This is a genomic window from Psychrobacter sp. UBA3483 (genome assembly GCF_002377905.1).
Taxonomy (GTDB): domain Bacteria; phylum Pseudomonadota; class Gammaproteobacteria; order Pseudomonadales; family Moraxellaceae; genus Psychrobacter.
In genome coordinates this window covers 1-26,984 of sequence record NZ_DFQS01000041.1, presented here as the reverse complement: position 1 = coordinate 26,984, position 26,984 = coordinate 1, and the positions used below count along the sequence as shown (strand labels likewise).

Sequence of the window (26,984 nt, the reverse complement as noted above, 5' to 3'; positions counted from 1 at the left end):
TAAACAAATAAATAGGAGGGCAATGGTATATGTTGACGCATAAGCCGGACGAGAGTTTTTACAGCATAATTACGGCTGTAAAGCTTTATCTATCATTGGCTTGTTTTCTTAAGCCTATAGCAGCTCTTTATATTCAGGATGTTTATCGATATATGAGGCGACAAACGAGCACTGTGGCACCACTTTTTTATTATTATCCTGAGCGTACTTTAAAGCATGCTTAACCAGCGCTGAACCGACACCGCGCCCGCCCAATTCTTGTGGCACGATGGTATGGTCATATACCAGTTGATCGCCACGCTCTTGATAGCTGATATAACCCGTATGACTGTCGATTGACGTCTCAAAACGCTTGGCTTGCTCATTGTGAACGATGTCTAGATTCTGTTTGTTGTCATTACTCATAGAAACTCTCCATTAATGATATTTATAATTATTCCTAGCGGTTGATAAAGTGAGGATTATTAAGTTGTTGTTATTAAGCGACTGTTAAATGACTGTCAAATAACTGTTATTTGCGTAATCTACATATTTTCTATCCTATCACTTTATTGATTGTGAACTTTTCTGGGTCAAATTTCTAGTCATTTCCCGTAAGGCTAGATAGGACGAATGTTAATAGCCTTGCTTTAACCCAAACATTGCGACAAGAATTGGTAAGGAATGATTTTGCATAAAGGTTTTGGCACAGAAGGCGGATAAAACAGGCAGCTCGGCATAAAAAGCGGCAAAAAAATCTAAAAGGCATATAAAGACAGGTAAAACAGTCCGTTAGCTTGCAGGGGTTGCGCCACAATGCGATAATGGTAAACAATTTATAACCCTGATTTTTGAGGCGCAGCCCGTTTGGCATGATTGCTAAGTCTGGTTTGCAAGTCTCGTCTATGCAGTCTATCGGAGTGTTAATGGCTCAATATATCTACACGATGAACAACGTGTCAAAACTTGTTCCACCTAAGCGCGAGATTTTAAAAAACATCAACCTATCGTTTTTCCCTGGTGCCAAAATCGGTGTCCTAGGTATTAACGGTTCAGGTAAATCAACCTTGCTACGCATCATGGCAGGCGTGGATAAAGACTTTAGTGGTGAAGCGCGCGCGCAAACTGGCACCAAAATTGGCTACCTACCGCAAGAGCCACAGCTTGATGACAGTAAAGACGTGCGCGGCAACGTCGAAGATGGTATGCGCGAAGCATTAGATGCGCTGTCACGTCTTGACGCCATTTATGCCGAATATGCTGAGCCTGATGCTGACTTTGATAAGCTTGCTGAAGAACAGGGCAAGATGGAAGACATCATCCAAGCGTGGGATGCGCATAACTTAAATACCCAACTAGAAAAAGCAGCTGATGCTTTGCGTCTACCGCCATGGGATGCTGACGTTAGCAAACTATCAGGTGGTGAAAAACGCCGTGTGGCACTATGTCGTCTGCTGTTATCACGCCCTGATATGCTGTTACTAGACGAACCGACCAACCATTTGGACGCCGAATCGGTTGCTTGGCTTGAGCAGTTCTTGCAAAACTACAGCGGTACTATCGTCGCCATTACGCATGACCGTTATTTCTTGGATAACGTCGCTCAGTGGATTTTGGAGCTTGACCGTGGCCATGGCTATCCGTACGAAGGCAACTATACTGAGTGGCTTGAGCAAAAGAATACCCGTTTAGAGCAGCAAAATAAACAAGAAGAATCGTTTGCGAAAGCGCTGAAAAAAGAGCTTGAGTGGATTCGTAAAAACCAAAAAGGTCAGCAAGCCAAGTCTAAATCACGCGTGCAGCGTTTTGAGGAATTGAACTCAAAAGAGTTCCAGCAGCGTAATGAGACGTCTGAGATTTATATTCCACCGGGTCCTCGTTTAGGTAATAAAGTCATCGAAGTCAACGATATCTCTAAATCGTTTGGCGATCGTCTGCTTTATGAAAACTTAAGCTTTAACGTCCCAGCAGGCGCTATCGTTGGTATTATCGGTCCAAATGGGGCGGGTAAAACCACACTATTTAACATGATTACCGAGCGTGATACGCCAGATACCGGCTCAGTCGATTTGGGTGAAAGTGTCAAGGTCGCTTATGTCGGACAGGTACGTGATAACTTGGACGACAAAAAAACCGTTTGGGAAGAAGTCTCTGACGGCCTAGATATCATCAAAGTTGGCGACTATGAAACCCCAAGCCGCGCTTATATCGGCCGCTTCAACTTTAAAGGTTCAGACCAACAAAAGCACGTCGGTCAATTATCAGGTGGTGAGCGTAACCGCTTGCAATTGGCAAAAACGCTAAAACAGGGCGCTAACGTCTTGCTCCTTGATGAGCCATCAAACGATTTGGATATCGAAACCTTACGTGCGCTAGAGGATGCTATTCAAGTATTCCCAGGTACGGTGATGGTGGTGTCGCATGATCGCTGGTTCCTTGACCGTATCGCGACCCATATCTTGGCATTCGAAGATGAAGGCCCAGTTTGGTTCGATGGTAACTATTCTGAGTTTGAAACCTATCGCAAAAAGACCATGGGTGATGATGCCAGTCCGAAGCGTATGAAGTATAAAAAGATTTCTACCTAGGATAATTATTTATAATAAGTATTTTTAGACAATAATTTAGATATAAAAAAAGACCTCTAATCCGTTAGAGGTCTTTTTTATGTTTAGCTTTTACGTTGTTTTATTAACGCTTACGGCCAAATTTACGCTGCTTTTTATTACTAATTTCAGTAATGGCGTGGGCAATTTCTTCTTCATTGAGGCTCGCCACTTGCTGCAAAATTTGCATCATATCAGGACTGAGTACATATTTTGCATGGTGAGCGATATCATCGATGCGCTGATCGAAAGTTAAGATACCATTTTCTTCATCTTTTTGCAGATAATCAAGACGAATCAAGGCACCGATAAAACTGGTAAATAGCGCACGGTCAAAGAAGTCAGGAATGTCGTCGGCATACAGCACAGACAAACGCTGCCCAAGCAGGTGACACAAGTCAACGACTTCGTTTTCGGTTAGATTGCCTGAGCCTTGCTGAGCCAGTAGAGCAAGGGTCATAAAGTAACGCTCAAGGCTTTGTTCAACTGGCGTCGCCAGTACTTGTAGCTGCTGATAGCATTTGCTATTGGTCTCAGGCACGCTCAGCATACCATTATCCATTTCGACAATCAGTCCATTAGTAAGCAGGCTATCGATTTTCTTATTCAGTGTCTCTTGAAGACCATGCGCTGAATAATAGAGGAACAACTCGCTTTGTAAGAATGGATATAACTGCTCGGCGATACTATTGAGACGGCTGCGCTCAATGCGTCCGTTACGTGCTACTAGAGCTGATAAGAAAGACAATAAAATAAAGACATGCAGGATATTATTGCGGAAATAGCTTAGTAGCGCCGCCTGTTTGCCAGCAACTTGGATAATATCACCCAAGATATGCGGTATGCGTTCGATAAGTTTTAGCTTAATACCGTAATCGATGATTTGCTGCGGCGTCATATCGGTGATAATCGTATCATCAGAGTAAGGCAAGTGCTGAGCCAGACCTTGGTAAAGGGCGATTTGCTCACGGCAAATATCTTCATCAAGCGCCGCCTTTGGTGCCGATAATAATACCAATGACAATAGCGACACTGGAGTGATGACCGCTGCCTTATTGATATGCTGCATGACTTTGACGCCGATATTATCCACCATGGCGCTGGTTTTATCATCGAGTGGCGTGTCGGTACGATCGGCAGGTAAGCTATTGGCTGGCACGTCAAACTTGGTCATAAAGTCGCTAAGATGCAGCGGCGTGCCAAAGCTTAAATGTACATTACCAAAGATACGTTCAATCTTGCGCCCAACTTTTAGGAGACCGATTAGCGATTCTGACTCTTTTGGCTTGCCTTTTAGCTCGCCCACATAGGTGCCGCCTTCCATGATACGCTCGTAACCGATATAGGTCGGTATAAACACCACAGGTTTATTGGTCCGGCGTAATTGGCTATGTACCGTCATCGCCAGCATACCCATTTTCGGTGGCAGCAGTCGCCCTGAACGCGAGCGTCCGCCTTCGATAAAGTACTCAATCGGGGTATTACGGGTAATCAGCGTGTGCATATATTCACGCAGTACCGCAGTATATAGCGCGTTGCCACGGAAGCTACGACGAATGTAAAAGGCAACCGCGCCGCGCAATAACGGCCCCAATACTGGTACATCTAAGTTATCACCCGCTGCGACATAAGGAATGCTTAAGCCGCGCATATAAATGACGTAGGACAGCAGCAAGTAGTCGACATGACTGCGGTGACAAGGTACATAAATAAGCTCATAATCAGCGGCCAGCTCACGTACCCGCTCAAAGTGATGCACTTCTACGCCATCATAAAGCTGCGTCCATAACCACGTCAGGAACTTATAAAAACCGCGCACGATAGAGTGTGAGTAATCATTGACCATTTCGTTGGCGTAGCCCTTGGCTAACATACGCGCTTCACGCACACTGGTGCCTGACGCCGCCGCTTCTGCTTCTATTGCATGTTTGATAGCAGGCGAATAAACCAATTTGTCGACCAAGTTACGTCTGTCCGACAAGTCGGGGCCGAGCATGCTGGCGCGCTGTTTATCCAAATAAATATTAAGCTGCTGTTGTAATGAGCGCACCAGCTCGCGATTGCCATCGGCTGACGCAACCATGGCAAAGCTTGGCGCTATATCATTTACCTTATTAGCATCATTTACTTTATTAGCACCATTTGCCGTATCAGCGTTATCAGCTTGCGCGGCGTTTTGCGCGGCTTTGTGAGTGGACTCGGTCGCTACTGAATCAAAGACAGCAAATCCTTCGCCATCGCCTTGTAAGCTGTCATGAATAAGGGTGCGTAAATCTTGTGGCGGATGGAACTGGACAAAGGTATCACGCCCCATCACCCCGATATTAAATAGCTGCTTGGTGATGCTAGGATCTTCCCAGTTATCGGCGGTCAACAATTTAAATAACGAGTCTTCTTTTTCTGGCGCGCGTCCCCACAGGATCGACACTGGCACCAAACGCACTTGTAATTCTGGATGTTGTAAGACCGCGGCAACCAGACGCGATAGGCGAGGTGATAGCTGGCTGTCTTTGGCATGCGGGTGATGTAAAAAGATAATGGCGGCATTTTCTTTAACATCATGAGTAATATCTTGCACACCGACTAAGGCGGGCGGCAGATTGTGCTCTTGCGTCTGTAGGTCAATCAAAATACTGTTGGAGCGCGAATAATCTTGCAGCACATAAAATCTAAGGATATTGTCGTCATCGTCGAATTCTGGCAACTCGCCCAAAAGCTTTGGCTTCACAGCGACATCAAGCAGCTGTCCCGACAGCTTGCGATAGAGCTGGTTAATCGGCGCATTGGCATAAAGAGTTGAGGCAACCGGCAGCATCTCAGCCTCGAATTCTGGGGTTGAGGTTGTATGGTCAGTTGCGACTGGCGCTTTAAAAATCCGTTTTTTTAAGAACTTCGGTATCATAATCAGTATCAAAATTAGTCAAATATGGTGAGCTTATGATGCCATAAAAGCCATCAAAGCGATATATAGTGTCTGTATATACTGCCAATATTAGTCTCATAACGGCATAGAATGCTGGTTTAAATGCCAAAGAATATTTGACGAGCCAAGCGTTAAAAGGTGAAATTATTTAAAGTCAGAGGTAGAAAAATCTGCGATTTCGCGCAATACTGTAAGGGACTAAAGTAAAATATTTACATTCAAATCTATCTGGAATTTTATCTTTTAACTTCATTATTCTAAGCCAAAATATTATGACCCCTGCTATCAAACTTGCCAAACAGCGCAACCTGGATTATAAGTTGCATGAATATACTCACGACAGCACCGCCGCCTCTTTCGGACTAGAAGCAGTAGAAAAACTGAGTATTACTGCCGAGCGAGTGTTTAAAACCTTGGTGGTGACAACCGACGCAGGCGCGCTGGCCGTAGCGATTTTGCCGGTCGATAAAACCCTAAATTTTAAAAAAATGGCAAAGGCTCTATCGAGCACTAAAATGCTGGCTTGCAAAAAAGTACAAATGGCTGAACCTAAATTGGTCGAACGGTCGACGGGTTATGTGCTCGGCGGCGTTAGCCCATTGGGGCAAAAAAAGCGCTTACCGACGCTTATCCATGCCGCAGCGCAGGAGCAGGCAACTATCTATGTGAGTGGCGGTCGCCGAGGTCTAGAGATTGAGTTGCCACCTGAGCAATTAGCGACCAGCCTTGACGCGCGCTTTGCAGATATCATCGATGATTAGTATTTAAGAAGAATTTTACACGCCGTTTATTCTGCGCCTTTGTCATTTGCTCTCAATAGTGTTTGCGCTGCTTATTAGCAGATTTGCTATTTTTAAATAAGGATATTACCCATGCCGCATTTAACCATTCAAGTGACGCCGAACGTCATGATTGCTCATGAAGAATCATTTCTAAAAGCATTAAATCAAGCGCTATGGGACAGTGGACATTTTGGTAAACCTACCGATATCAAAGCGCGCATCGTACCGATTGAAACGTTTTTGGTTGGGGTGACAGACGATGAGCAGCGCAACGGCTTTGTTTATGCGCATCTAAAAATTATGAGCGGCCGTGACGAGGTCATTCGGCATCAACTTGCTGAATTATTGACGGCTGCTATAGAGGAGCGCTTGAACACACAGCAATCAGGACGCGCCGACATCCAAATCTGTGTTGAGGTCGAAGAGCTCAGCGCGATTTATCATAAAAAAATGCTGAGCTAAACGCGAGCCTCAACTACTTATAAGGGTCACTTATTATAAGAGTTACTTATTATAAGAGTTACTTATTATAAGAATCACTTACAAGCTATTTAGTTTCGCATAACGACTTACTGGCAAATGTAGGCAATACCATCACCTCCGCCTTATAACCAGCGGTTTTACCCTGAGTCGCCATCAAATTGCGGGCGATACGTAAGCGATATTCGCCAGTTGCCGGTAAGCAGCCTTGATAAATAATCCCGCCTTTGGTGCCATCTTGCGTGCCATTTGGCATATGCAAGACGCCGACATTGGCGGTCTCAGGCGTGCCAGCAAGTGGCGCAATATTAATGATGGTATATTGCGCAGCGGCAGCATTAAAACGATACCAACGCTCCTGTTCTTTAGGATTTAATTTACCAGTAACAACACTACTAATAGCGCCTTTGGCAAAATGAATGGGGGTGTCGCTAGTTTTAGCCAACGCACTATTGGCGCCAACGCTGATTAATGCGGCACTCAATAATAGCGTTTTTAGCGCTCGGGCACCTGATAAAGTGGTTTGTCTATTAATCGACAACATCATTGCTTCCTTATTAAATTATGGTTTATCAGCTGTCTATTACTTGATAACTATGGTTCTATTATCTTCTCCGACTTTTCATTAAACATAAAAAAGCGCCTAATGAATAGGCGCTTTTCTTGTTAATTATTGCTCAATTGTGAGGCAGTCTTAGTCTAGGAAAGCAAAGTTATCGATTTCCATTGCCGTCATGCTTTCGCTTGGGGCGACCATACTTTCGGCATGGCCTGAGGTACGTGGTAAAATTTTATCAAAGTAAAATTCAGCCGTTTGAATCTTAGCTTTGTAGAATTCTGGTGATTCAGTACCGCCATTTTTAAGCTTGTCATAAGCGACCGCTGCCATACGTGCCCAGTGATAACCCATCATCACGTAGCCTGAGTACATCAAGAAATCTTCTGATGCCGCAGAGATGATTTCACGGTCTTTACGTGCCATCAGCATCAAGCGCACAGTCAAGGTGTTCCACTCGGCACATAGCTTGGTTAGCGCCCAAACGAATTTACGCATGTCTTTATCAAGCGCATACTCGCCGCACCATTTCATGATGCTTGAGGTGTAATCACGGATGATTTTACCTTTAGATTGCAAGATAACTTTACGACCGAGTAAATCAAGCGCCTGTACGCCCGTAGTACCTTCGTACATCGTCGCAATACGAGCATCACGAGCGATAAGCTCCATGCCCCATTCTTTGATGTAGCCGTGACCACCGTAAACTTGCTGACCGTGTTTGGCCGCTTCAATACCAAGCTCAGTTAAAAAGCCTTTTAGGATAGGCGTATAAAAGCCCAATTTATCATCCCATTTTTCAAACTCAGCGTCATCACCATTGGCAACGCCTTGCGACATTTTATCAGCATAGCGCGCTGAGTGATAAATCATCGAGCGACCGCCTTCAGCAAAGGCTTTTTGAGTTAAGAGCATACGGCGTACGTCGGCATGATGAATAATCGCATCAGCCACTTTTTCAGGGTCTTTGGTACCTGATAAAGTGCGCATAGAGCGACGGTCTTTCGCATATGGTAGGGCGTTTTGGAAAGACAGCTCAGTGTGCGCCAAACCTTGGATACCGGTACCGATACGTGCAGTGTTCATAAAGGTGAACATCGCTTTCAAGCCTTTGTTTGGCTCACCGATTAAGTAACCAACTGCGTCATCGAAGTTTAAAACACAAGTCGACGATGAGCTGATGCCCATTTTGTGCTCGATAGAACCACAAACCACGCCATTACGCTCACCCGCTTCACCTTCAGCATTTGGCAAGAATTTTGGTACGATAAATAGTGAGATACCGCGGGTGCCTTCTGGCGCATTTGGTAGACGGGCTAAAACGATATGCACGATGTTATCGGTTAAGTCATGCTCGCCACTTGAGATAAAAATCTTAGTACCACTGATTTTATAAGTACCATCATCTTGCGGGATGGCTTTTGATTTCACCTGACCCAAGTCAGTACCACACTGCGGCTCAGTCAAACACATGGTGCCAGACCACGTACCTTCAACCAATTTAGGTAAATAAATCGCTTTTTGCTCGTCGGTACCGTACTGTAGTAAGGTGTTGATACAACCGGTTGATAGACCAGGATACATCGCCCAAGGCCAGTTCGCTGTACCAATAATTTCAGCCTTGATAAGGTTGATTGACATCGGTAAATTCATACCGCCGTACTCTTCAGGGTACGAGATACCTTGCCAGCCGCCTTCAACGAACTGATCATAAGCTTCTTTAAAGCCTTTTGGCGTTGTTACCACACCATTTTCAAAATGACAGCCTTCTGCGTCCGCTGGCTGATAGATAGGAGATAGGACGTTCTCGGCAAAATCCGCCATGCCCTGCAAAATCATATCGACCGTTTCAGGATCGGCGTTCTCGCCATTGTCCAAATCTTTATAATGCGTTTGGAAATCAAAAACATCATTGATCAAAAACTTGATATCACGCAAAGGTGCTTTGTAAGTTAACATAGTCGCTCTCTTTGATTGTTTCGTTAGCATAGACTGTCGGCTCAGTAATTGAACCACGGTTCATGTAAACGGGTGTTTAATTATTTGGGATAAAGGCAGACAATATCACAGGTCGTCATTTGGGTTTATTAAGAACAGCTTGTCCATTTTGATAACCGTTAAGGCGTCCTTGATAAAAAACAGCTGTTGTAGCATTGAGGTCAGTATAAATCTTCTATAGCCACAAATATACAACTTATAACTAATATTCATAATATATTAAAAAAAGTAAAAATATAAGTTATCAATAAGAATGAGAAATCGATAACCGGGGATTGTTAAGTCCAGTTTTATTATAAAGCATCATAGTTTTGGCGTCAGTTTCAGTATAGATAGCAGGATAGGCGCAAAACAACCACTAAGTGTATAAGTTACGTGCCCAAACAGGATAAAGGAACACCAATTATGAGCGCACCAAAGCGCAATCTCGCCTACCAAACACAGCACAAAACGACGCCCATATTTTGGCTAATGGCAGTATTGACACGGATAAAAAAACTCATTGATGGTGAGCTCAATCATTTGTTGACCGTTAACCGTAGTAAGCGACCGTGGCACATGCCAATTATCGCCGCGATTACCATTAGCTTTCCGGTATTTGTCGGTGCCTACTTTGATGCTCTGCCATCTGGTATTAAAGCGTCACTAGGGGCGATGGTCATTTTAAATACCCCGTTAGCAGGTAAGCTGCCGTTTCGTTTGGTGACAGTGATGGCGTGGGGTTTTGCCATGTCACTATGTTTTGCGCTCGGCCTGATAGCGCAGCAAATCCCGCCATTAAAATTGCCGATATTTACTTTAATGGCGTTTGGTATTGTAATTTTCGGGCGCTATTATCGTCAGCCGCCGCCCGCAGGTTTGTTTGTGATGATGGCGGGAGCGATTGCGCTATTTATCCCCCTGCCTTTAGAAGACGTCATGCCGGCCACAGGCTTGGTGATGCTTGGTAGTGGTTTTGCTTTGGTGATGGCGCTGCTATATTCGCTGTTTTTATTGGCGACGCGTCCAGCGACACCGACGCCGACCTACAGTTATGAGCCCGATACCATAACAGAGAGTGTGATTGTCGCCGGTTTTGTCAGTCTATCCTTAGTCATCGCGCTGAGCTTAAATTTATCAAATCCCTATTGGGCAGCGGTCAGCTGTTTTTTGATTATCCAAGGTATTCATTTGCGTACCATGTGGATTAAGCAAATACATCGTTTACTTGGCACTATGGTTGGCGTTGGGCTGGCAGGTTGGATGCTGGCGTGGGGTTTGCCGATATGGGGCGTGGCGCTGGCGATATTAGGCTTAATGCTGTGTATCGAAACCTTGGTCGACCGCCATTATGGCTTGGCGGTGATATTTATCACGCCGCTGACGATATTCATCGCTGAATACGGCAGTGGGTTACCGTTTACTGAGCAAGCTTATCAAGAAGTCATTTTGGCACGTTTGTTTGATACCATGATTGGTTGTGTGGTAGGGCTAAGCGGCGGAGTGGTGATGCATTCGACCAATTTACGCGTGCCGCTGCGCCGGCTAGAGAATTGGTTATTGGCGCGTTTTAGCTAAATTTTTTAGCTGATAAAAAGCCGTATGAAGCTGACTCATACGGCTTATTTAATATATTCCTTCAATACTCTTATAAACTATCAGTGACTTTTACCACATCAATCGCGTGTCCCGTCCAACGCTTAAAACTTAACGCCGCCTGCCCGATAAGCATGCCATAACCGTCTGACGTTTGTGCGCCGCGTTTGGCAAAATGCTGCAAAAACGGCAGCTCACGTCCATACATCATATCGTAAGCATAATGACTGTGTAACTCGTCGCTAAGTGGCAGCGTATCACCTGATAAACCAATCGAGGTGGCATTGATGATGATATCAAACTCACCGCTTAGCGTTTCAGTGCTACAGATGTTAATCTGCTGCTTAGCAATCGTCTCACTTGCAGCGCTTAGCTCATTAACCAAATTTGTCGCCTTGTTCAATGTACGATTGGCAAGGGTAAGCTCGCTGATACCTGCTTCAATCAGTGGCAATATCACCCCGCGCGCCGCGCCGCCTGCGCCGATTATTGCCACGCGTGCGCCCTTTAGCGGCCAATCTAAACTTGTCATGTGATTGACCAACCCTTGGCCGTCGGTATTATCACCATATATCGCCTCAGCTATCGGCGTGCCATTTTTTAACAGCGCGTTATTCAGCAGTAAGGTATTGACAGCGCCTGCGACCTTGGCGTGCTCAGACAAGCCGCCACGCGCCGCGCAGCACTCATAAGCCACTTGCTTAAAGGGCACAGTCACATTGGCACCAACGCCGCCGCCCTGAAAAAATGCCTCAATCACCGCGGTAAAACTGGCTGCATCATCAGGGCAATACTGGCGCTGATAGCTAATCTCTAAGCCTGCCTGCGCTGCAAACTGCGTATGGATTTCAGGGGATTTGCTGTGGGCAATAGGATTGCCAATAACGATAAAATGCTTGGTCATAAAGGGTCCGCTGCTTATAAAGGGTAAAATAGAGGCAGAATTAAATGAACAGGTGAAAAGTTATCAATAAAAAAGTGGCTGTTTAATTATCTTATGCAACGCCACTTATCCAGTCCTACTTATCATAGGGGATAACGTTAGCTTTCACAAACCTCTGCTAAGACAATTATGCTAAGACAATTATGCTAAGACAATTATGCTAAGACAATTATGCTAAGACAATAAAAAAGGCTAAAACCGGAGCGAATATTTGGCCAGATAAATCATGCCTTTATCTCGTGAGGTCTTTAACAAATCTGTACTCTGTCGGAGCGGTATGTGTAAGGTAAAAGCTAGTCAAGTGTTAAGCAGTTGGGTAAACTAGGGAGCATAAAGATTTCAGTTGGCCTTGTGTTTTACGATGATCAAAAGTCAACATTTAACAATCTGAGTGATAACAAAGCCTATAACCACTAAAGTAATAACTATAAAGTCTTAATAGATATTTTTCATTATCAGCGGTAGCAAAAACCGCTCGTTAATACCGTTTTTGGATCCCTTTAAAAGTGTGAGTAAATTGTCCATGTGGAATAAAAGCCTACAGACTCTGATGGTCAGTACGATGATGGCAGTTGGCGTGTCTTTGAGTGCCTGTAATAGCAATACAGAGAGCGATACCGCCGCTAAAGAGGCGAGCGCTGATAATAGCGAGCAGATTGCCACTGCAACCTCCAAAGCAGAAAACGCCAATGCCAATGCTGACCTCGATGGCGCAACTACCGCGCAAGGAACACCGGTAAAATACGATGTCGCCTCGTGGGGCACTGCCAAAGTGACCTCCTTAAGCATTGATGAGCTTAAAAAGATACAATCAGCCTTTGGTAAAGTGGTCAGCACCGATGAAAACAGCTTGGACTATGCCAGTAATCCGGCATCCAAATATCGCTTTATGCAGGACGATGCGCCGTATTTGGACCTGATTGATTCTGAAAAATACCTTGAGCTTGGCTGGTATTTTGCCAATCCAACCGACTCTGATAAAGAAAAAGGGCTAAGTCAAAACCATGCCAAAAAAGCTTATCAGCTGGCGCGTCAATTGATGGGCGATGAAGGCGGTAAGCTGGTCGCTGATATGCTCGGCGGTCAAATCATCAAAAATAAAACCATCGGCGGTCAAAAAGTAGAGTTGGCAAAATGCGAGTTTTATAGCTGTATGCTGGTGATTAATAAATCCGCTGCTCAAACCGCTGATAAATAAGCGGGGCTAGCCTTGATGTCGCCTAATAGTTGGATATGTTTGCATCCATCAAATGCTACGCAGACCACGTTGTCGTTAGACAATCGCGGGTTGGCATACGGTGATGGTTTTTTTACCACTATGGGTGTCATTGACGGGCAGATACTGTGGTTGGACTATCATCAGCAGCGCCTTGTCTCGCATGCGGCAGCCTTGCAACTACAGTTGGACAGCCAGTCGCTATTAACGTTGTTAAAAATGCATGCCCAGCAATTACAGCAAGGGGTGCTAAAACTTATCGTCACGCGCGCCGACCAAGAAGTCCGCGGCTATGGCTATACACCAAATATTGGCGGCAGTGAGTGCGAGGTTTGGCTTAAATCCTCACCAATAAGTATTACCACTGCGCAATCGCTGCCACTCGCCGATGGTCAATTCATCCCGCTACAACCTGCCGCTAGTGCCATTTGCTTGTCTTCTCAGATTGCTTGCCTACCACCACCGCTTGTTGGACTAAAAAGCTTAAACCGCCTCGATAATGTGCTAGCAAGTGGCGAGCTACAAGCTATCAAAGTCCAAGCTATTAAAGCTGAGACATTGACAGGCACTATCAAGCCAAGCATAGCCGAAGGTCTGCTACGTGATATGAGCGGGCAGTGGGTTGAGGGCACGATGAGTAATGTGTTTTATCAATTAGTAGAAGCGCCAGTCGCAAAATCGTCCAATCGTCCACACTCTCAAAATTATAGAAATAGTAGCAGCAACTATCTGAGTACTGGTCAATGGTATGCGCCATCCATGGCGAAATCGGGCGTCGTTGGCGTGATGCGGCAAGTGATTATCGATACATTATCGACTAGTGAAAATCCCGTCATTATCCGGTCATTACAAGATGATGATTTGCCCCATTTAAGTCAGCTATTCTTTTGTAATGCGCTGCGCGGTATTATGCCTATGAGCAGTCTGAGGTTATTGGCGGGTGAAGTGGTAAGTTTTAAAGCGATTTAACCGTATTTAAAGAATATTAAATTTGGTGTCAATTAAGTTATTAGGGTATAAAACAACCTCTTCATTGCGATACAGTTCTTGCGCTTTTAATAGTGCTCCTTGTTCGTTCTCTGCATTAATTCTCACAATGCTACTTAGCGTTTCAACAATCTCTATCTGAAAAACTTTTTCCACTTTCTTATCGCTTTTTATCATCATTATTCTCAATACACTCGTATCAAAATTTCTTTAGGATTTATATCCGCTAGCTTAGCAAAGGCGCTGAAAAAGAAGTGATCGTCTTTTGTTAAGTGGGTAAAAGATAATAAAAGCGCTTAATATAATTTGCGATACTGACCACGACCGGTAAATTCAATAATGCCTTTATCGCGTAATACTTGTAATTGCTGACGGATTTTATCTTTAATATGGTTGTTTTCAGGATGTTTGAGTTTTAATAAGTCAGCAAACGCATAAACCTGATTGAGAGAGAAATTAGCATCGAGTTTATCGATACACTGCCAAATATCTAACGTCCAACCGCGTGTCTGCTGTGATTGCTGACGCAGAAACAAAGTTTTTTGAAATTGCTCGGTGACATTATCGCGTGGTATGACTTGCTGGTCTTTGACCAAAAACACTTTTCCTGATTCAGGCACTTTACGCAAATCAATATTGCAGCCGACCCAACCAGCGCGTTTGGCAGTGATGGATAAAGGCTTGCGTTTTATAATCATGTCCGGCTTAAAGAACTGTTTGGGAATGATTAAAAAGTTATTCACGCTCAATGCTTGAGAATACGTTAAAAAGAAGAAGTTTGGATTGTTGTCGCTGTTGATACGTTCAATCATGGTGTCATAAGCGCCATCATTAATAATCTGACTTAATCTTGCCTTTTTACTTTTTAACTCATATTCCTCACTGCAATGTCTGCAATAAAAATCAGCAACAGGCTTGCCGTTCGTAAATTCAGCCAATGGTTCGGCATTACAATTAGGGCAATAACTTTGCTTAGCGACCCAATCTTCACTGAGCACTCTAATGATTTGGCTTGGTGACTCATAGTTTTTGGCAAGACTTTGATTGAAATTTAGGTTCATAATAAGTTTTCGTGACCAATGGGCAGGCGGGGAAATAACAATAAAAGAGGATGAATATTAAGCCATCACTCTCAAGCCAAATAGTAAGTTAATCGATAAGCTAAGCAAATACCATTGAAAATCGCCCAGTTCAATGCTAAATTCCTAGCAAACTTCTGCCTCGCGAGTTGCCATGAGCAAGCCAACCCCTGAAATACCGCCTGAACGTTCAAATGAGTCGCCAAAAAACGACCATGACGGCGCGCCGCAGCAGCCTGTCGAGACGACAGCGCTGGACAAAAAACCTATCATCGACGACGTTAGCGTAGAGGAAGTACCGGCGACGGATATCTCGCTCATTAGCGGTGGTACTAAACCGCGCCACTATAAAGCCGATAATCCATCGTTTTTTATGCAGCGTGGTTATCAGGTATTATTGGTGCTTGGACTGATTGCCGCGTTTTTTTTGGTGATGGTGTATCAGACGCTGTTTGGCCGTATTGAGCAGCCACAGCAGATGGTGACGATTGAGTCGGGTCAGACGTATTATGGGCTATTGCCGCAGTGGCAGCAGCAGATTCCACTGTTTTCTGCCACGATTGCCAAGCTTTATATGAAAACGCAAATTGATGGCCCATTGCATGCCGGTATTTATCAATTACCAGAAAACCCTACCTTTGCTGAAGCCTTAGAAGTACTGGGGCAAGGGGTAAAAGCGGCGATGGTCAAGGTACAGATTATCGAAGGCAAAACCTCAAAAGATTTATATCAGGCGCTACGAGATAATAAAGGCATCAAAAAAGAAGTACTGACGGCGGATAGCACGAATACCAGCATCGCGCAGGCATTGGATTTGGTTGGCATTTTGCCAGATTCGGTGGTCAATAGTAATGATGCTATCGTCAATCACAATCTTGAAGGCTGGTTTGCGCCTGATACGTATTATTATGGCGAAGGCAGCACCGATAAGCAGGTATTGACCGATTTGTATAAGCGTCAGCAGCAAGCATTGACCAAAGCGTGGGAAAATCGCGACCCTGATCTGCCTTATGACAGTCCGTATGAAGCACTGGTAATGGCATCGATTATCGAAAAAGAAACCAGCGTGGCAGAAGAGCGTCCTTTGGTCTCGGCGGTATTTAGCAATCGTTTGAATAAAAATATGCGCTTGCAAACCGATCCGACCATTATCTATGGGATGGGTAGCCGTTATGAAGGCAATATTCGCCGTAAAGACATCGATGAAAAGACGGCTTATAACACCTATCAAATCGATGGTTTGCCGCCAACGCCAATCGCGCTGCCATCTGCGGCCTCGATTGAAGCGACCTTGCATCCTGCCGATAGCGAAGCGCTATATTTTGTGGCGACCGGTAACGGCGGTCACAAATTTACCAATAGCTTAAATGAGCATAACCAAGCGGTCAAAGACTATCTCAGCGTCATGCGTCAGAAAAAAGCACAAACACCGCCACCATAATTTAACCCTCTATATTTCTAAAAACCTATCGTGTACGGGCGTTATGTCTTTATATAGCTATCTATATAAAGACATAATGTTCATCAATGACATAAGGTCATATCATGTCAGCATCACTACCAGAAAAATCATCGCAAGAAAAATTAGCGCAAATAAACTCGCCTAAGCATTCTACTAATACCGCATCTTTTAGTACAGCGTCCAATCAAGGGCGCTTTATCAGTTTTGAAGGTACCGAAGGCGTTGGTAAGACCACCGCTATTGAGCAGCTTTGCGACCATTTGCAAGCAAAAGGCATCGATTATCTGCGTACCCGTGAGCCGGGCGGCAGTCCGTTTGCCGAGCAGCTGCGTGCTATTTTGTTAGACCCTGATACCAAAATTAATGACGATACCGAGCTGCTACTGATGTTTGCCGCGCGCTGTGACCATTTGCAGCAAGTAATTTTGCCTGCACTGCAACGCGGAACGTGGGTGATATGTGACCGCTTTACCGATTCAACCGTTGCCTATCAAGGTTTTGGACGCGCGCATGGCGATAGTACGGTACGCGCTAAAATTGCTATGCTGATTGAGCAATTTGTCGAACAGTTACCAGAGCTGACCTTGTGGCTAGATTTGCCAGTATTAGAAGGCATGGCGCGCGCCAATAAACGCAGCGCTGCTGACCGTTTTGAGCAGCAAGCGACCGACTTTTTTACTAGAGTGCATCAAGGTTTTAGCGTCCTTGCCAGCGAACAACCTGAGCGTATTCAGCGTATTGATGCTCAAGGTAGCGCCGAAGAAGTTAGTGAACGTATTTGGCATGCGGTGCAGGAAAAATTTGCATTAGTGTAATGTTGTTTTAACGCTGTCATTTCTACTTTATATTATCCAAAAAAAAGCCCCAACTGCGCAGTTGGGGCTTTTATCGTTTATGGAAAATTTTAAAAAGATAACTCTAGTCTTTATCTATATCCATGCTGTCAACGTTATCAAGGCTATCACCGCTAGAGTCCGGTAAACGATTGGGGTCAAGCGTGCCTTTTTTAGTTTTTGGTGCGCTACCATTACCGTTGGTATTACTAGAGGTTTTGGTTTTTGAAGTTGCGGTCGAATTATCCGACATCACCCCTTTAGTTTTATGAGCATCGGCAACCTTAGTGGAATTGTCTGCGCCAGTGGAGTCAGACTCTGTCGTTTGCACGTTATCTTTTTTAACAGTCGTGCTTGATACCTGAGTTTTATTAGCCGTATCAGTAATAGCATCTGACTGATTTTCTAGCGCCGTTTTTGTATCAGTCACCGCTGCTGCATTAGTTTCTTTAGCAGTGGTTACAGCTGCCTCTGGCATAGCAGTGTCATTACTATCATCGGTAAGCTCTATTTCTTTACGCTTTTCAGGCGCTTTTGAGCTGGATTCAAAGCTGGCATCTGCTACCGCGCGTGCCTGCTCTTGTTTTGCCGTTACATCGACCGGTTTTGGTTGCACTTCATCATCGACGACCAATGAAATCAGCTTACGATCACGCGGTACGGTGCCATCGAAATTATCGGTAATCACGTGCAGCTTACCTTCTTTATCGACCGTATAAAGCGGCACAAATTGCTTATTATCGGCTTTGTATTGCTCAAAGCTATAGCTGTCGGTGATGTTAGTAATTTTGATACGCGCTTTTTTTGATAGCATACTGGCAAGCTTGGCATAAGTCACATCTTTACCAAATAACCACTGCGAATGGAAGTTGCCTTGTTTGTCATCGCGCTCGCTTTTGACTTTTTCATCACTGAATTTAAGGCGATAGATTTTACGCTCGCCAAACTCATGACGGTAATGAATCTCAGACAAGGTATTCATTTCTCTATCGGTACTCATGGCAAACAGACGCCCAATACCGATAAGGTCTAAGTGATGGTCGGCATGGTCAGAGATAGGATTACCAAAGTAAGTACGCAGACCACTCATACGCGCGCGGGCAATATTGGTATAGTTATTGTGCGCGACGATGACATCAAAACCTTGGTCTTTTAAAGACGTTGCCACCAATAACGCGATAGGGTTGGAGCCAACGACCAAGATACCGTTGGTTTCAGGCTCACGGACGCCCAAGAAATTACCAACCATTTTTGCGCCCAAGCCCTGAATCATTACTGTACCGATAATGACGAGGAAAACCAAAGGTACGAGCAGCTCAACGCCTTGAATATCATATTCTTGCAAGCGAATGGCAAAAAGCGACGAGATAGCAGCGGCAACGATACCGCGTGGGCCAATCCAGCTAATCATCAGCTTTTCATTGGTTTTTAGATTGGAGCCAATAGACGATGCCCATACTGATAAAGGACGCGCGACAAACATCACAATCGCGAGTAGCACCAAACCTGCAAAGCCAACACTCAGCAAACTGGCAAGCTCAACGCGAGCGGCAAGAATGATAAATAATACCGATACCAATAAGATGGTCAGCGATTCATTAAACTCTAAAATCGTCTCACGCGGGAATTTTGGCCAGTTAGCCAGCGCCACGCCAAGGACGGTGACGGTTAATAAGCCAGACTCATGCTCTAAATGGTTAGAGATAGAAAACAGCAGCAGTACAAAAGCTAAGGTAAAGACATTGCGTAAAAACTCAGGAATCATATGGCGGCGCATTAAAAACGCCAATAACCACGCCCCTGCCAAGCCCATCGCCACTGCCAATACCACAATTTTGGCAAACAGTAAGATACTACTGGCTTCACCGCCTGAGATGATATATTCATAAACCAAAACCACCGCAATCGCGCCAATTGGGTCAATGATGATACCTTCCCATTTCAAAATGTTGGAAATGGTCTTGTTCGGGCGCACGCTGCGCAGTAACGGCATAATGACCGTAGGGCCAGTCACACAAACCAGCGCACCAAATAGCAAAGCAATCAAAGGGTCGACATCGAACAACAGATAAGTCGATAGCGCCACAATGACAATGGTAATAAGCACGCCGACCGACACCAGCATCTGTACCACAGAGCCGTGCTGCTTAATCTCATCGAACTCTAAAGTCAGCGAGCCTTCAAATAAAATAATTGCCACACCAAGCGAGATAAAGGGGAACATCAGCTCGCCGAGCACCAAGTCTGGGTCAAAAGCGCCCAATATCGGGCCAACAATAATACCAATCAGTAATAAAAACAAAATGGACGGTTGCTTTAAATACCAAGCCAACCATTGGGCGGCAATACCAAGCCCAACCACGCCGGATAATAATAGGGCGGTATCCATAAATTAATCCTTTTAAAATCTTGTTATATTTTATATCTAGTTAGGCGCACTACAGAGGCTGCTAGCGTGAGCCGCAGCAAAAGATGAAAAATAAGCTGATGATTGCCAATTTGTTAAAATAACGATCTACAAAAATTAACTTTTGTTTGTCATATAAATTATTTGGCTTGTTATCATAACATGGTTTTATTTTATGTATTTTAGGGCAATCTTTACGCCACTTGATTATCGGCTTAGAAAACTTATTAAAGGTAGTATGTCTAGCATGTTAGCAATAAGACTATCTTTATGATAGAAAAGATAAAGTTTTATACCATAAGTCGAAAATGGACGGTAAACTAACAAGCATTCTTCTTTGCAAGTTTGCATTTTCCAAAGTTTATGATGAACGCAGATAACAAAAGCAAGCGGTAAAATCTCTAAGCCAACAATCTAAAGAGCCGTTTTTTAAATGTTGGCTTTAGAGGTTAGCGAATGAGCAAACTGAGCGATTATCAACATAATATATAATGAATGACGCCAAAATTATTATTTATGACGGTCCTATTTAAACCGTTTATAACAATTATAAAGACCCATTATATGGAGGGTAACATGCCTAAAAATATACCTATCAATACGTTTAGCAATATTTCTAAAACGTCGATTACAGTCAATTTGAGCCGTTGGTTACAGCAGAGCACTTTGGCCATAGCGGTTGCCACCACCATGGCGGCGGGTATCAACATCGCGACCGTGCCAACTGCCCAAGCGGCCGTTACCACCGCAGATTTTTCAGGTTTGGTACAGCAAGTCACGCCAGCGGTCGCGCGGGTAAACGTCACCAAAACCGTCAGTGAGGCGGAGCTTGCTAAAGCCCAAACTGCTGAGCTATTGCGGAAGTTCTTTGGTGATCGCTTACATATTCCCGACCAAGCAGCGACGCCTGCGATTGAACATGCCTATGGCACCGCATTTTTCGTCACCCACGATGGTTATATGCTGACCAATCATCATGTGGTGGCAGGTGCGGACAAAATTACTGTCACCCTTAATGACAGAACCGAGCTTGATGCCAAATTGGTTGGCAGTGATGAGCGCTCAGATGTGGCGGTGCTCAAGGTGACGGGGCGTCAATTCCCAGCCCTGCCAATCGGTGATTCTAATGCGTTAAAAGTAGGGGAGCCGGTATTAGCGATTGGCTCGCCCTTTGGTTTTGATTATTCGGCTTCGGCGGGCATTGTCAGCGCCAAATCGCGTAATTTTTCCCGTGAGACCAGTGTGCCCTTTATACAAACTGACGTGGCATTAAACCCTGGCAACTCTGGCGGCCCACTATTTAATCAGCGCGGTGAAGTGATTGGTATAAACTCGCGTATTTTTAGTGGTACGGGCGGCTATATGGGTCTGTCATTCTCTATTCCGATTGATGCGGCGATGGATATTTATGAGCAGCTAAAAAATAACGGTGAGGTTGCGCGTGCCTATCTGGGTATTTTTCCGCAGGATATCGACCGTAATTTAGCCGAAGCTTATAACTTAGCGCGTCCGCAAGGGGCGCTATTAACACGCGTCTCACCAGACTCGCCTGCGCAAAAAGCTGGGCTAAAGCCAGGCGATATTATTTTAAAATACAATGACGTCCAAATTATGGAAGCCTCCGACTTATTAAATCTGATTAATCGAGCGCGGCCTAACGATATCTTTCGCGTTCAAATTCAGCGCGACGGTAAACAAGCTATCGTAACCGGCAAGCTTAGTAATGCCTCCAATGATATGCAGTCGCAAACAGGCGCACAGCAGGCCAACGGCATCAGCTTGGGACTGGCGCTGCGCAATTTAAGGCCGGAGGAGCAAATAGAGCTAGCTGCTGATAATAAGACCGGCGTCTTAGTGACCGCCATTGAGCCGACGGGACTCGCAGCGCGATCGGGCATACTAGCAGGCGACGTCATCACCAATTTGCACCAAAAACCGATTAAAACGGTCAATGATTTTTCTAGCGCCGTGGCATCATTACCTGAAAAAGGGGTGGTGACGATTGAGATAGTGCGTCAGGGCATCCCAGGTATCATTGGTTTACGCATTGAATAGCAAAGGATAGCGTGATTAGCAGCGCTATGAATCGGCTTTCTTTATGTACAGCAATGCATATCGTCCGACCATTGCTATGTTGACGATTCGTTAAAATATCTAAAAAGGTTTTATCGCTGCTAACCACTTACGCTACACTAACTGTTTAGCTTTCTCGTACATTTTTTAGGTCAAATAAAGTCACGCTGAACATTATGATAGATTGCCGATTTTTCCCTTTATAGAAGTGTTAAGCATGAATTGTTTGATAGCGATGAAGGCAAAATATGCTACACTAGCAGGCGTTTTTATGGCTCTTGGTCAATCGAGTGGCTGCGGCTAAATAGCATTAATCACGTTAGCATCATAAATACACAGTATGAACATCACGCAAGGTCTTGCCCTGACGTTATTTTACCAAACGTTAAGCTCCATAGAGCTAAGAGGGACACTTGCAAACGACTTATCATGTGATAGCTTTAATAAAAGCTAGGATATACAGGCACGGTTATGAGCACAGCATACGACGATATTAAAACCCGACTACAAGGCTCAATGGTAGCCTTGGTAACGCCCATGCATCCTGACGGCACGGTCGATTATAAACGTCTGGCAGACCTCATAGATTGGCAAATTGAGCAAGGTACGCATTGCTTAGTCGCTGTCGGTACTACTGGTGAATCCGCCACTTTGTCAATGCAAGAGCACAGCGATGTGATTCGCTACTTTGTGCAGCATGTCAAAGGTCGCGTGCCTGTGATTGCAGGCACTGGTGCCAACAATACGATGGAAGCCATTAAGCTAACCCAAGATGCCGCCGAAGCAGGTGCTGATTGTGCGTTATTGGTCGCCCCTTATTATAATAAACCGCCACAAGAAGGTTTGTTTCAGCATTATAAGGCCATCGCTGAAGCGGTAAAAATCCCGCAAATGCTTTATAACGTACCGGGACGTACCGTTGTAGATATCGCCCAAGAAACCGTTGAACGCCTCGCTGATATTGAAAATATCGTTGCTATTAAAGACGCCACAGGTTCGGCTGTCCGCGGTGAGCAACTGATTAGAGCCGTTGGCGACAGAATGGTGGTGCTATCTGGTGACGATAGCACTGCTCTTGAGCTGATGCAGTTTGGCGGTAAAGGCAATATTTCGGTGACGGCTAACGTTGCGCCAAAAGCCATGAGTGAGACTTTTAGCGCCGGCCTGCGTGGAGATTTCGATGCCGCTCATAAAGTTCATGACGTGGTCAAGCACTTACACCGTGACTTATTTATCGAATCAAGTCCTATTCCCGTCAAGTATGCGCTGCATAAAATGGGCATGATAGACACCGGTATTCGTTTGCCGTTGGTATGGTTGGCTGAAAAGCACCATGCGACCATTGATGAAGCTTTAATCCGTGCAAACTTATTATAGTAATATATAAATATAGCGGCGTACTTTTTAATCGCTTCATGCTTATTTAATAGAGAAGCGCTGTTTATTTGCTATCAAAAATAAATGTTTTGCTTAACTCAGTGCTAAATCAGCAATCATTGCTAACTCAGAGAGATAATATGATGACAGTATCATCAAACCCTGCAAAAATATTCCCGATGCTAGTGACCGTGGTTTTGGGTAGTACGTTAGTGTTGAGCGGTTGCCAAGCGACTAAAGGTCTGTTTGGTAAGCGTGATAATGGTAGTCTTGAGTATCAGCAAAGCAAAAAACTGGCGCCATTAGAGTTGCCAGCGGCGCAAGAAACAGCGCCATTTGTGCCGTTATATCCAACCCCAAATGCAGGTGCCAATACCTTAAAGCTAGAGAACGAGTCGGGTAAACAATATCAGCTGCCAAAACCTCAGCGTACAGTTGCCGTGACCCAAGCATCAGAATAAACCCCTTTTTTATCCCTATCTATACCGCTGGTCTTTTATTATGGTTAAGCAGGTTTGTTTTATACCTTAATATAAATGGCTTAGCGGTCACTGCGCGTTTTTACCACATAAGCTTGAACGAACAGGAACTCCCTCATGCAAAAGCAACAACTGCTCTATAAAGGCAAAGCCAAGTCTGTTTATGAAACAGAAGATCATGATCTGCTGATTTTACACTTCCGCGACGATACCTCAGCGCTTGATGGCAAGCGTATCGAACAGCTCGCTCGTAAAGGCGTGGTGAATAACCGCTTTAACGCCTTTATTATGCAAAAACTGGCTGACGCTGGTATCGAAACCCATTTTGAAAAGCAGTTGTCAGACGATGAAGTGTTGGTCAAGCGTTTAGACATGATTCCGGTTGAATGCGTCGTGCGTAATTTTGCCGCGGGCAGTTTGGTACGTCGCTTAGGTTTAGAAGAAGGTCAAGCTTTGACACCGCCTACCTATGAGCTGTTTTATAAAGACGATGCGCTTGGTGATCCGATGGTCAATGAGTCAATCTCTATCTCGCTTGATTGGGCAACCGAGACTCAATTGGCGAAAATGAAAGAGTTAAGTCACCAAGTTAATGAAGTGCTAAAACAACTGTTTGATGCTGGCGATTTAATACTAGTAGATTTTAAACTTGAGTTCGGCGTATTCCACGATCGTATCGTTCTAGGCGATGAGTTCTCGCCTGATGGCTGCCGTATCTGGGATAAAGCGACCAAGAAAAAGCTCGATAAAGACCGTTTCCGTCAATCATTGGGTGATGTGATTGAAGGCTATGAAGAAGTAGCAAAACGTATCGGCGTGCCGTTAAACTAGAAATTTAAAATATTTAAAAAATAAAAAACTGAGCCTTGCGCTCAGTTTTTTTATGGGGATAGGCATTTTAAAAACAGTCATATTAGATCGCTATGTTATTTATCTTTACGCGCTTCTTTGATTTTCTTCGCAGCCATCTCCATCGCATCGGCTGCTTTGTCCGCCAATGTGCCGACCACTTCTTTAGCTTTAGTGGTAGCAGTGTCCTTTAAAGAGGATTCTTTGTCGTCTTTAGATTTAGAATCACCCTCTTTACTGTCTTTGTCTTTCTTGTCAGAATCCTCATCATTTTTACTGTCATTTTTGGCGTCTGATTGATTGTCTTTTTGGGTATCAGAGTTGTCTTTATCAGACGATTTATCAGTCTGGCTATCTTTACTATTATTTTTGTCCGACGTTTTGTCATCTTTTTTGTCATTAGCATGGTCTTGGTTAGATGATTTGTCGTCTTTGCTGTCTTTATTTGATGACTGATTATTTTGCTTGTCGTTTTTGCTGTTATCGTCTGTCTTAGACTGACTATCTTTTGAGGCGTTATCTTTTGAGGCGTTGTCCTTTGAATCGTGATTTACGTTGTTTTGAGAAGCATTATTGTCGCTATTATCTTTCATCGCTGCGTTTTTATCGTTGTCCTTCTGGTTGTTCTTATCATTGGCATTATTATTGTGTTGCTTGTTGTTATCCGCATTAGAGTTACTCATTGTTATATCCTTTTGATTGTATTTTTTAGTGTTGGATGTTTTTAATTTTTTAACTTTACAATTGATTAGCGAGTTCTAAGCTTACTATTAGAATGAGTTAACTGTCTGTATAGCAATAGTTGCAATAGGTAATAAGGTCTAACGCTTAGCCGCTTTGAGTGGTTTTTTATGCTAAATTTATATCGTCAATATAAATGCCGTTATAAATCCGGTTATAAAAGCTGCTATAAAAAAGGTTGCCTTTGATGTCATTGTCCAAATTACCCAATACCCAATCCTCCGTTTTGGAATCTAGCTGGTTTGCTCGCCCGACTTGCGTGGTAGCGGCAGATTTAATTGGCAAGGTTTTATGCCGTCAGCTAATCGATAGCGATGGTAAGCAAAAAACCCTACGGATGCGCATCTCAGAAACCGAAGCCTACATTGGTGAAGGTGATGCTGCTTGTCATGCGCATGCTGGCACGCGCACGCCGCGTACTGAGATTATGTATAGCGAGGGTGGGGTATTTTATGTCTATCTGACCTATGGTATCCATCATATGCTCAATTTGGTCAGTGGGCCGGCAGAGTCGCCAGAAGCGGTATTGATACGGGCAGGATTCTTAACAGACGATAGCGCGCGCTTAATTGATGAGCAATTACTGAGCGCTGATAAGCAGCTTACCCATTCCAAGCAATTTGCAGGCCCTGGCAAGCTGACCAAACGGCTGCAAATCGACCGCGACTTATATGGTGCGCCTATCACGCCCGCGTCAGGGCTTTGGGTTGAGGACGATGGTTGTCAGCCGCCAGTATCTCTGCGTCCGCGTATTGGTATTGATTATGCGGGCGTGGCCAAAGACTGGTTACTGCGCTATGTCTGGACCGACCATGCTTCGCTGTCCAAAAAATAGCCAATCTATCGCTCATAGTCATTTTTTCAATAGTATTAAAGGGGGTAAGCGATGTATAAACTGACAGTTTTTATTCCGGAGAAGGCGCTAGAGCCAGTAAAAGTCGCCTTATTTGCGGCGGGTGCTGGCAAGATTGGTGATTATGAGCAATGCTGTTGGCAAGTAAAAGGGGCGGGGCAGTTCATGCCACTATCAGGCAGTCAGCCGCATATCGGCACGCAGGATACAATCGAAACCGTTATAGAGTGGCGGGTAGAGATGGTGGTGGCTGACGCGCATATTAAACCGGTGATTGAAGCACTAAAGCAGGCACATCCTTATGAAACGCCTGCCTATGATGTGATTGAAGTATTGGACTTTTAATATCTTAAATTTGTTATCAGAAATGATCAGTCTTCTTTGATTTTAATGACGTTGTAGCTTGGATAATCAAGCTCGATTTTATAGTCTTTACTGCCGCGGCGCGCCTTCACTTTTATTTTATTATCGCCTTTTTTATATTTGACGTCTTTGACCCGATAACCCATATTGCTGACCTGATTGGCCGCGCGTTGCTCGATAGCGGGCTGATAAAGCTCTTTATCAAGAGATTTGATGGTTTTCTTGTGTTTTTTATAGATTTTAGTGTCTTTATAAATGTCTTCATAAAGGTCGCCATACGCATTGTAGCCAGGCGCAGTGACACAGCCAGTCGTTATGGACAGTAACGCGGCAATCATACTGCTTGCAGTGGTGGTTTTTAATAACGTATATTTTTTCATAATATCCTCTTATATTATTAAACCCCACTCTCAACTTGAAATA

At 44.4% G+C, this 26,984-nt stretch carries 24 protein-coding genes; 14 read left to right on the top strand and 10 right to left on the bottom strand.

All coding sequences use genetic code 11. The features are described 5' to 3' along the window. Positions 1 to 114: 114 nt before the first annotated feature. Entirely contained in the window at positions 115 to 405 is a 291-nt protein-coding gene (locus tag B2866_RS07030) for a GNAT family N-acetyltransferase (RefSeq protein ID WP_296192064.1), read from the bottom strand. Between the two features lie 500 nt (positions 406 to 905). On the opposite strand from B2866_RS07030, the gene ettA reads away from it, so the two are divergent. After that, on the top strand, positions 906 to 2,567 hold the full coding sequence (gene ettA, locus B2866_RS07025) for an energy-dependent translational throttle protein EttA (protein WP_296192061.1): 1,662 nt from the start codon (positions 906 to 908) through the stop codon (positions 2,565 to 2,567). Between the two features lie 103 nt (positions 2,568 to 2,670). On the opposite strand, the gene plsB is transcribed toward ettA, so the two are convergent. Continuing rightward, a complete protein-coding gene (plsB, locus tag B2866_RS07020; RefSeq protein ID WP_296192058.1) occupies positions 2,671 to 5,487 on the bottom strand; it encodes a glycerol-3-phosphate 1-O-acyltransferase PlsB in 2,817 nt (938 codons plus the stop codon). Between the two features lie 293 nt (positions 5,488 to 5,780). On the opposite strand from plsB, the gene ybaK reads away from it, so the two are divergent. Together ybaK and B2866_RS07010 are read left to right on the top strand one after the other, a co-directional pair. Continuing rightward, positions 5,781 to 6,269 carry a Cys-tRNA(Pro) deacylase gene (ybaK, locus tag B2866_RS07015; RefSeq protein ID WP_296192056.1) on the top strand — a complete coding sequence of 163 codons (489 nt, stop codon included), beginning with the start codon at positions 5,781 to 5,783 and terminating at the stop codon, positions 6,267 to 6,269. Between the two features lie 111 nt (positions 6,270 to 6,380). Beyond that, entirely contained in the window at positions 6,381 to 6,752 is a 372-nt protein-coding gene (locus tag B2866_RS07010) for a 5-carboxymethyl-2-hydroxymuconate Delta-isomerase (RefSeq protein ID WP_296192053.1), read from the top strand. A gap of 85 nt (positions 6,753 to 6,837) precedes the next feature. Here the strand turns inward: B2866_RS07010 and B2866_RS07005 are convergent, their stop codons facing one another. Both B2866_RS07005 and B2866_RS07000 read right to left on the bottom strand, forming a co-directional pair. Further along, on the bottom strand, positions 6,838 to 7,314 hold the full coding sequence (locus B2866_RS07005; protein WP_296192050.1) for a hypothetical protein: 477 nt from the start codon (positions 7,312 to 7,314) through the stop codon (positions 6,838 to 6,840). Between the two features lie 150 nt (positions 7,315 to 7,464). Next, positions 7,465 to 9,285: an acyl-CoA dehydrogenase C-terminal domain-containing protein gene (locus tag B2866_RS07000; protein ID WP_296192045.1), complete on the bottom strand. Its 1,821-nt coding sequence runs from the start codon at positions 9,283 to 9,285 to the stop codon at positions 7,465 to 7,467. A 444-nt stretch (positions 9,286 to 9,729) separates the two neighbouring features. On the opposite strand from B2866_RS07000, the gene B2866_RS06995 reads away from it, so the two are divergent. Further along, the gene (locus tag B2866_RS06995) at positions 9,730 to 10,881 is read left to right on the top strand and encodes an FUSC family protein (RefSeq protein WP_296192042.1); all 1,152 of its coding nucleotides are present in this window, start codon (positions 9,730 to 9,732) and stop codon (positions 10,879 to 10,881) included. Between the two features lie 70 nt (positions 10,882 to 10,951). On the opposite strand, the gene aroE is transcribed toward B2866_RS06995, so the two are convergent. Beyond that, positions 10,952 to 11,803, bottom strand: coding sequence for a shikimate dehydrogenase (gene aroE / locus B2866_RS06990; protein WP_296192040.1), 852 nt, complete (start codon positions 11,801 to 11,803; stop codon positions 10,952 to 10,954). Between the two features lie 547 nt (positions 11,804 to 12,350). Between aroE and B2866_RS06985 the strand changes: the two genes are divergently transcribed. Both B2866_RS06985 and B2866_RS06980 read left to right on the top strand, forming a co-directional pair. Continuing rightward, entirely contained in the window at positions 12,351 to 13,040 is a 690-nt protein-coding gene (locus B2866_RS06985) for a hypothetical protein (RefSeq protein ID WP_349678873.1), read from the top strand. A 15-nt stretch (positions 13,041 to 13,055) separates the two neighbouring features. Continuing rightward, positions 13,056 to 14,027 (top strand): aminotransferase class IV, encoded by a 972-nt coding sequence (locus B2866_RS06980; RefSeq protein WP_296192037.1) that lies wholly within the window; start codon positions 13,056 to 13,058, stop codon positions 14,025 to 14,027. Positions 14,028 to 14,033: 6 nt separating this feature from the next. Here B2866_RS06980 and B2866_RS06975 read toward each other — a convergent pair whose 3' ends face one another. Together B2866_RS06975 and B2866_RS06970 are read right to left on the bottom strand one after the other, a co-directional pair. After that, positions 14,034 to 14,225 (bottom strand): DpnD/PcfM family protein, encoded by a 192-nt coding sequence (locus tag B2866_RS06975; RefSeq protein ID WP_296192035.1) that lies wholly within the window; start codon positions 14,223 to 14,225, stop codon positions 14,034 to 14,036. A gap of 116 nt (positions 14,226 to 14,341) precedes the next feature. Continuing rightward, positions 14,342 to 15,106, bottom strand: coding sequence for a DpnI domain-containing protein (locus B2866_RS06970; protein ID WP_296192031.1), 765 nt, complete (start codon positions 15,104 to 15,106; stop codon positions 14,342 to 14,344). A gap of 172 nt (positions 15,107 to 15,278) precedes the next feature. On the opposite strand from B2866_RS06970, the gene mltG reads away from it, so the two are divergent. Then, positions 15,279 to 16,565 (top strand): endolytic transglycosylase MltG, encoded by a 1,287-nt coding sequence (gene mltG / locus B2866_RS06965; protein WP_296192027.1) that lies wholly within the window; start codon positions 15,279 to 15,281, stop codon positions 16,563 to 16,565. 104 nt (positions 16,566 to 16,669) lie between these two features. Further along, a complete protein-coding gene (gene tmk / locus B2866_RS06960; RefSeq protein WP_296192025.1) occupies positions 16,670 to 17,401 on the top strand; it encodes a dTMP kinase in 732 nt (243 codons plus the stop codon). 103 nt (positions 17,402 to 17,504) lie between these two features. On the opposite strand, the gene B2866_RS06955 is transcribed toward tmk, so the two are convergent. After that, positions 17,505 to 19,808 (bottom strand): cation:proton antiporter, encoded by a 2,304-nt coding sequence (locus B2866_RS06955; RefSeq protein WP_296192023.1) that lies wholly within the window; start codon positions 19,806 to 19,808, stop codon positions 17,505 to 17,507. A gap of 708 nt (positions 19,809 to 20,516) precedes the next feature. On the opposite strand from B2866_RS06955, the gene B2866_RS06950 reads away from it, so the two are divergent. From B2866_RS06950 to purC, 4 genes are all read left to right on the top strand, one after another. Beyond that, positions 20,517 to 21,881 (top strand): Do family serine endopeptidase, encoded by a 1,365-nt coding sequence (locus B2866_RS06950; RefSeq protein ID WP_296192123.1) that lies wholly within the window; start codon positions 20,517 to 20,519, stop codon positions 21,879 to 21,881. Positions 21,882 to 22,370: 489 nt separating this feature from the next. Beyond that, a complete protein-coding gene (gene dapA, locus B2866_RS06945) occupies positions 22,371 to 23,276 on the top strand; it encodes a 4-hydroxy-tetrahydrodipicolinate synthase (protein ID WP_296192018.1) in 906 nt (301 codons plus the stop codon). A gap of 119 nt (positions 23,277 to 23,395) precedes the next feature. Then, positions 23,396 to 23,737 (top strand): hypothetical protein, encoded by a 342-nt coding sequence (locus B2866_RS06940; RefSeq protein WP_409520869.1) that lies wholly within the window; start codon positions 23,396 to 23,398, stop codon positions 23,735 to 23,737. A gap of 135 nt (positions 23,738 to 23,872) precedes the next feature. Continuing rightward, positions 23,873 to 24,586, top strand: coding sequence for a phosphoribosylaminoimidazolesuccinocarboxamide synthase (gene purC, locus B2866_RS06935; protein ID WP_296192013.1), 714 nt, complete (start codon positions 23,873 to 23,875; stop codon positions 24,584 to 24,586). A gap of 95 nt (positions 24,587 to 24,681) precedes the next feature. Here purC and B2866_RS06930 read toward each other — a convergent pair whose 3' ends face one another. Next, positions 24,682 to 25,287 (bottom strand): hypothetical protein, encoded by a 606-nt coding sequence (locus B2866_RS06930; protein ID WP_296192010.1) that lies wholly within the window; start codon positions 25,285 to 25,287, stop codon positions 24,682 to 24,684. A gap of 245 nt (positions 25,288 to 25,532) precedes the next feature. On the opposite strand from B2866_RS06930, the gene B2866_RS06925 reads away from it, so the two are divergent. Both B2866_RS06925 and B2866_RS06920 read left to right on the top strand, forming a co-directional pair. Then, positions 25,533 to 26,180, top strand: a complete 648-nt coding sequence (locus tag B2866_RS06925; RefSeq protein ID WP_296192007.1) for a DNA-3-methyladenine glycosylase — start codon at positions 25,533 to 25,535, stop codon at positions 26,178 to 26,180. 51 nt (positions 26,181 to 26,231) lie between these two features. Further along, a complete protein-coding gene (locus B2866_RS06920) occupies positions 26,232 to 26,543 on the top strand; it encodes an NGG1p interacting factor NIF3 (protein WP_296192005.1) in 312 nt (103 codons plus the stop codon). Positions 26,544 to 26,569: 26 nt separating this feature from the next. Here the strand turns inward: B2866_RS06920 and B2866_RS06915 are convergent, their stop codons facing one another. Beyond that, complete coding sequence (locus tag B2866_RS06915) at positions 26,570 to 26,941, bottom strand: hypothetical protein (protein ID WP_296192002.1); 372 nt, start codon at positions 26,939 to 26,941, stop codon at positions 26,570 to 26,572. Between the last annotated feature and the right edge of the window lie 43 nt (positions 26,942 to 26,984).

Excerpts from the sequence above, each read along its gene's own strand:
- B2866_RS06975 (WP_296192035.1), bottom strand. The coding sequence starts at position 14,225 with ATGATGATAAAAAGCGATAAGAAAGTGGAAAAAGTTTTTCAGATAGAG.
- B2866_RS07030 (WP_296192064.1), bottom strand. The coding sequence starts at position 405 with ATGAGTAATGACAACAAACAGAATCTAGACATCGTTCACAATGAGCAA.
- tmk (WP_296192025.1), top strand. The coding sequence starts at position 16,670 with ATGTCAGCATCACTACCAGAAAAATCATCGCAAGAAAAATTAGCGCAA.
- mltG (WP_296192027.1), top strand. The coding sequence starts at position 15,279 with ATGAGCAAGCCAACCCCTGAAATACCGCCTGAACGTTCAAATGAGTCG.
- ettA (WP_296192061.1), top strand. The coding sequence starts at position 906 with ATGGCTCAATATATCTACACGATGAACAACGTGTCAAAACTTGTTCCA.
- ybaK (WP_296192056.1), top strand. The coding sequence starts at position 5,781 with ATGACCCCTGCTATCAAACTTGCCAAACAGCGCAACCTGGATTATAAG.
- B2866_RS07000 (WP_296192045.1), bottom strand. The coding sequence starts at position 9,285 with ATGTTAACTTACAAAGCACCTTTGCGTGATATCAAGTTTTTGATCAAT.
- B2866_RS06955 (WP_296192023.1), bottom strand. The coding sequence starts at position 19,808 with ATGGATACCGCCCTATTATTATCCGGCGTGGTTGGGCTTGGTATTGCC.
- B2866_RS06915 (WP_296192002.1), bottom strand. The coding sequence starts at position 26,941 with ATGAAAAAATATACGTTATTAAAAACCACCACTGCAAGCAGTATGATT.
- B2866_RS06920 (WP_296192005.1), top strand. The coding sequence starts at position 26,232 with ATGTATAAACTGACAGTTTTTATTCCGGAGAAGGCGCTAGAGCCAGTA.
- purC (WP_296192013.1), top strand. The coding sequence starts at position 23,873 with ATGCAAAAGCAACAACTGCTCTATAAAGGCAAAGCCAAGTCTGTTTAT.
- B2866_RS07005 (WP_296192050.1), bottom strand. The coding sequence starts at position 7,314 with ATGTTGTCGATTAATAGACAAACCACTTTATCAGGTGCCCGAGCGCTA.
- aroE (WP_296192040.1), bottom strand. The coding sequence starts at position 11,803 with ATGACCAAGCATTTTATCGTTATTGGCAATCCTATTGCCCACAGCAAA.
- plsB (WP_296192058.1), bottom strand. The coding sequence starts at position 5,487 with ATGATACCGAAGTTCTTAAAAAAACGGATTTTTAAAGCGCCAGTCGCA.
- B2866_RS06970 (WP_296192031.1), bottom strand. The coding sequence starts at position 15,106 with ATGAACCTAAATTTCAATCAAAGTCTTGCCAAAAACTATGAGTCACCA.
- B2866_RS06950 (WP_296192123.1), top strand. The coding sequence starts at position 20,517 with ATGGCGGCGGGTATCAACATCGCGACCGTGCCAACTGCCCAAGCGGCC.
- B2866_RS06980 (WP_296192037.1), top strand. The coding sequence starts at position 13,056 with ATGTCGCCTAATAGTTGGATATGTTTGCATCCATCAAATGCTACGCAG.
- B2866_RS07010 (WP_296192053.1), top strand. The coding sequence starts at position 6,381 with ATGCCGCATTTAACCATTCAAGTGACGCCGAACGTCATGATTGCTCAT.
- B2866_RS06930 (WP_296192010.1), bottom strand. The coding sequence starts at position 25,287 with ATGAGTAACTCTAATGCGGATAACAACAAGCAACACAATAATAATGCC.
- dapA (WP_296192018.1), top strand. The coding sequence starts at position 22,371 with ATGAGCACAGCATACGACGATATTAAAACCCGACTACAAGGCTCAATG.
- B2866_RS06995 (WP_296192042.1), top strand. The coding sequence starts at position 9,730 with ATGAGCGCACCAAAGCGCAATCTCGCCTACCAAACACAGCACAAAACG.
- B2866_RS06925 (WP_296192007.1), top strand. The coding sequence starts at position 25,533 with ATGTCATTGTCCAAATTACCCAATACCCAATCCTCCGTTTTGGAATCT.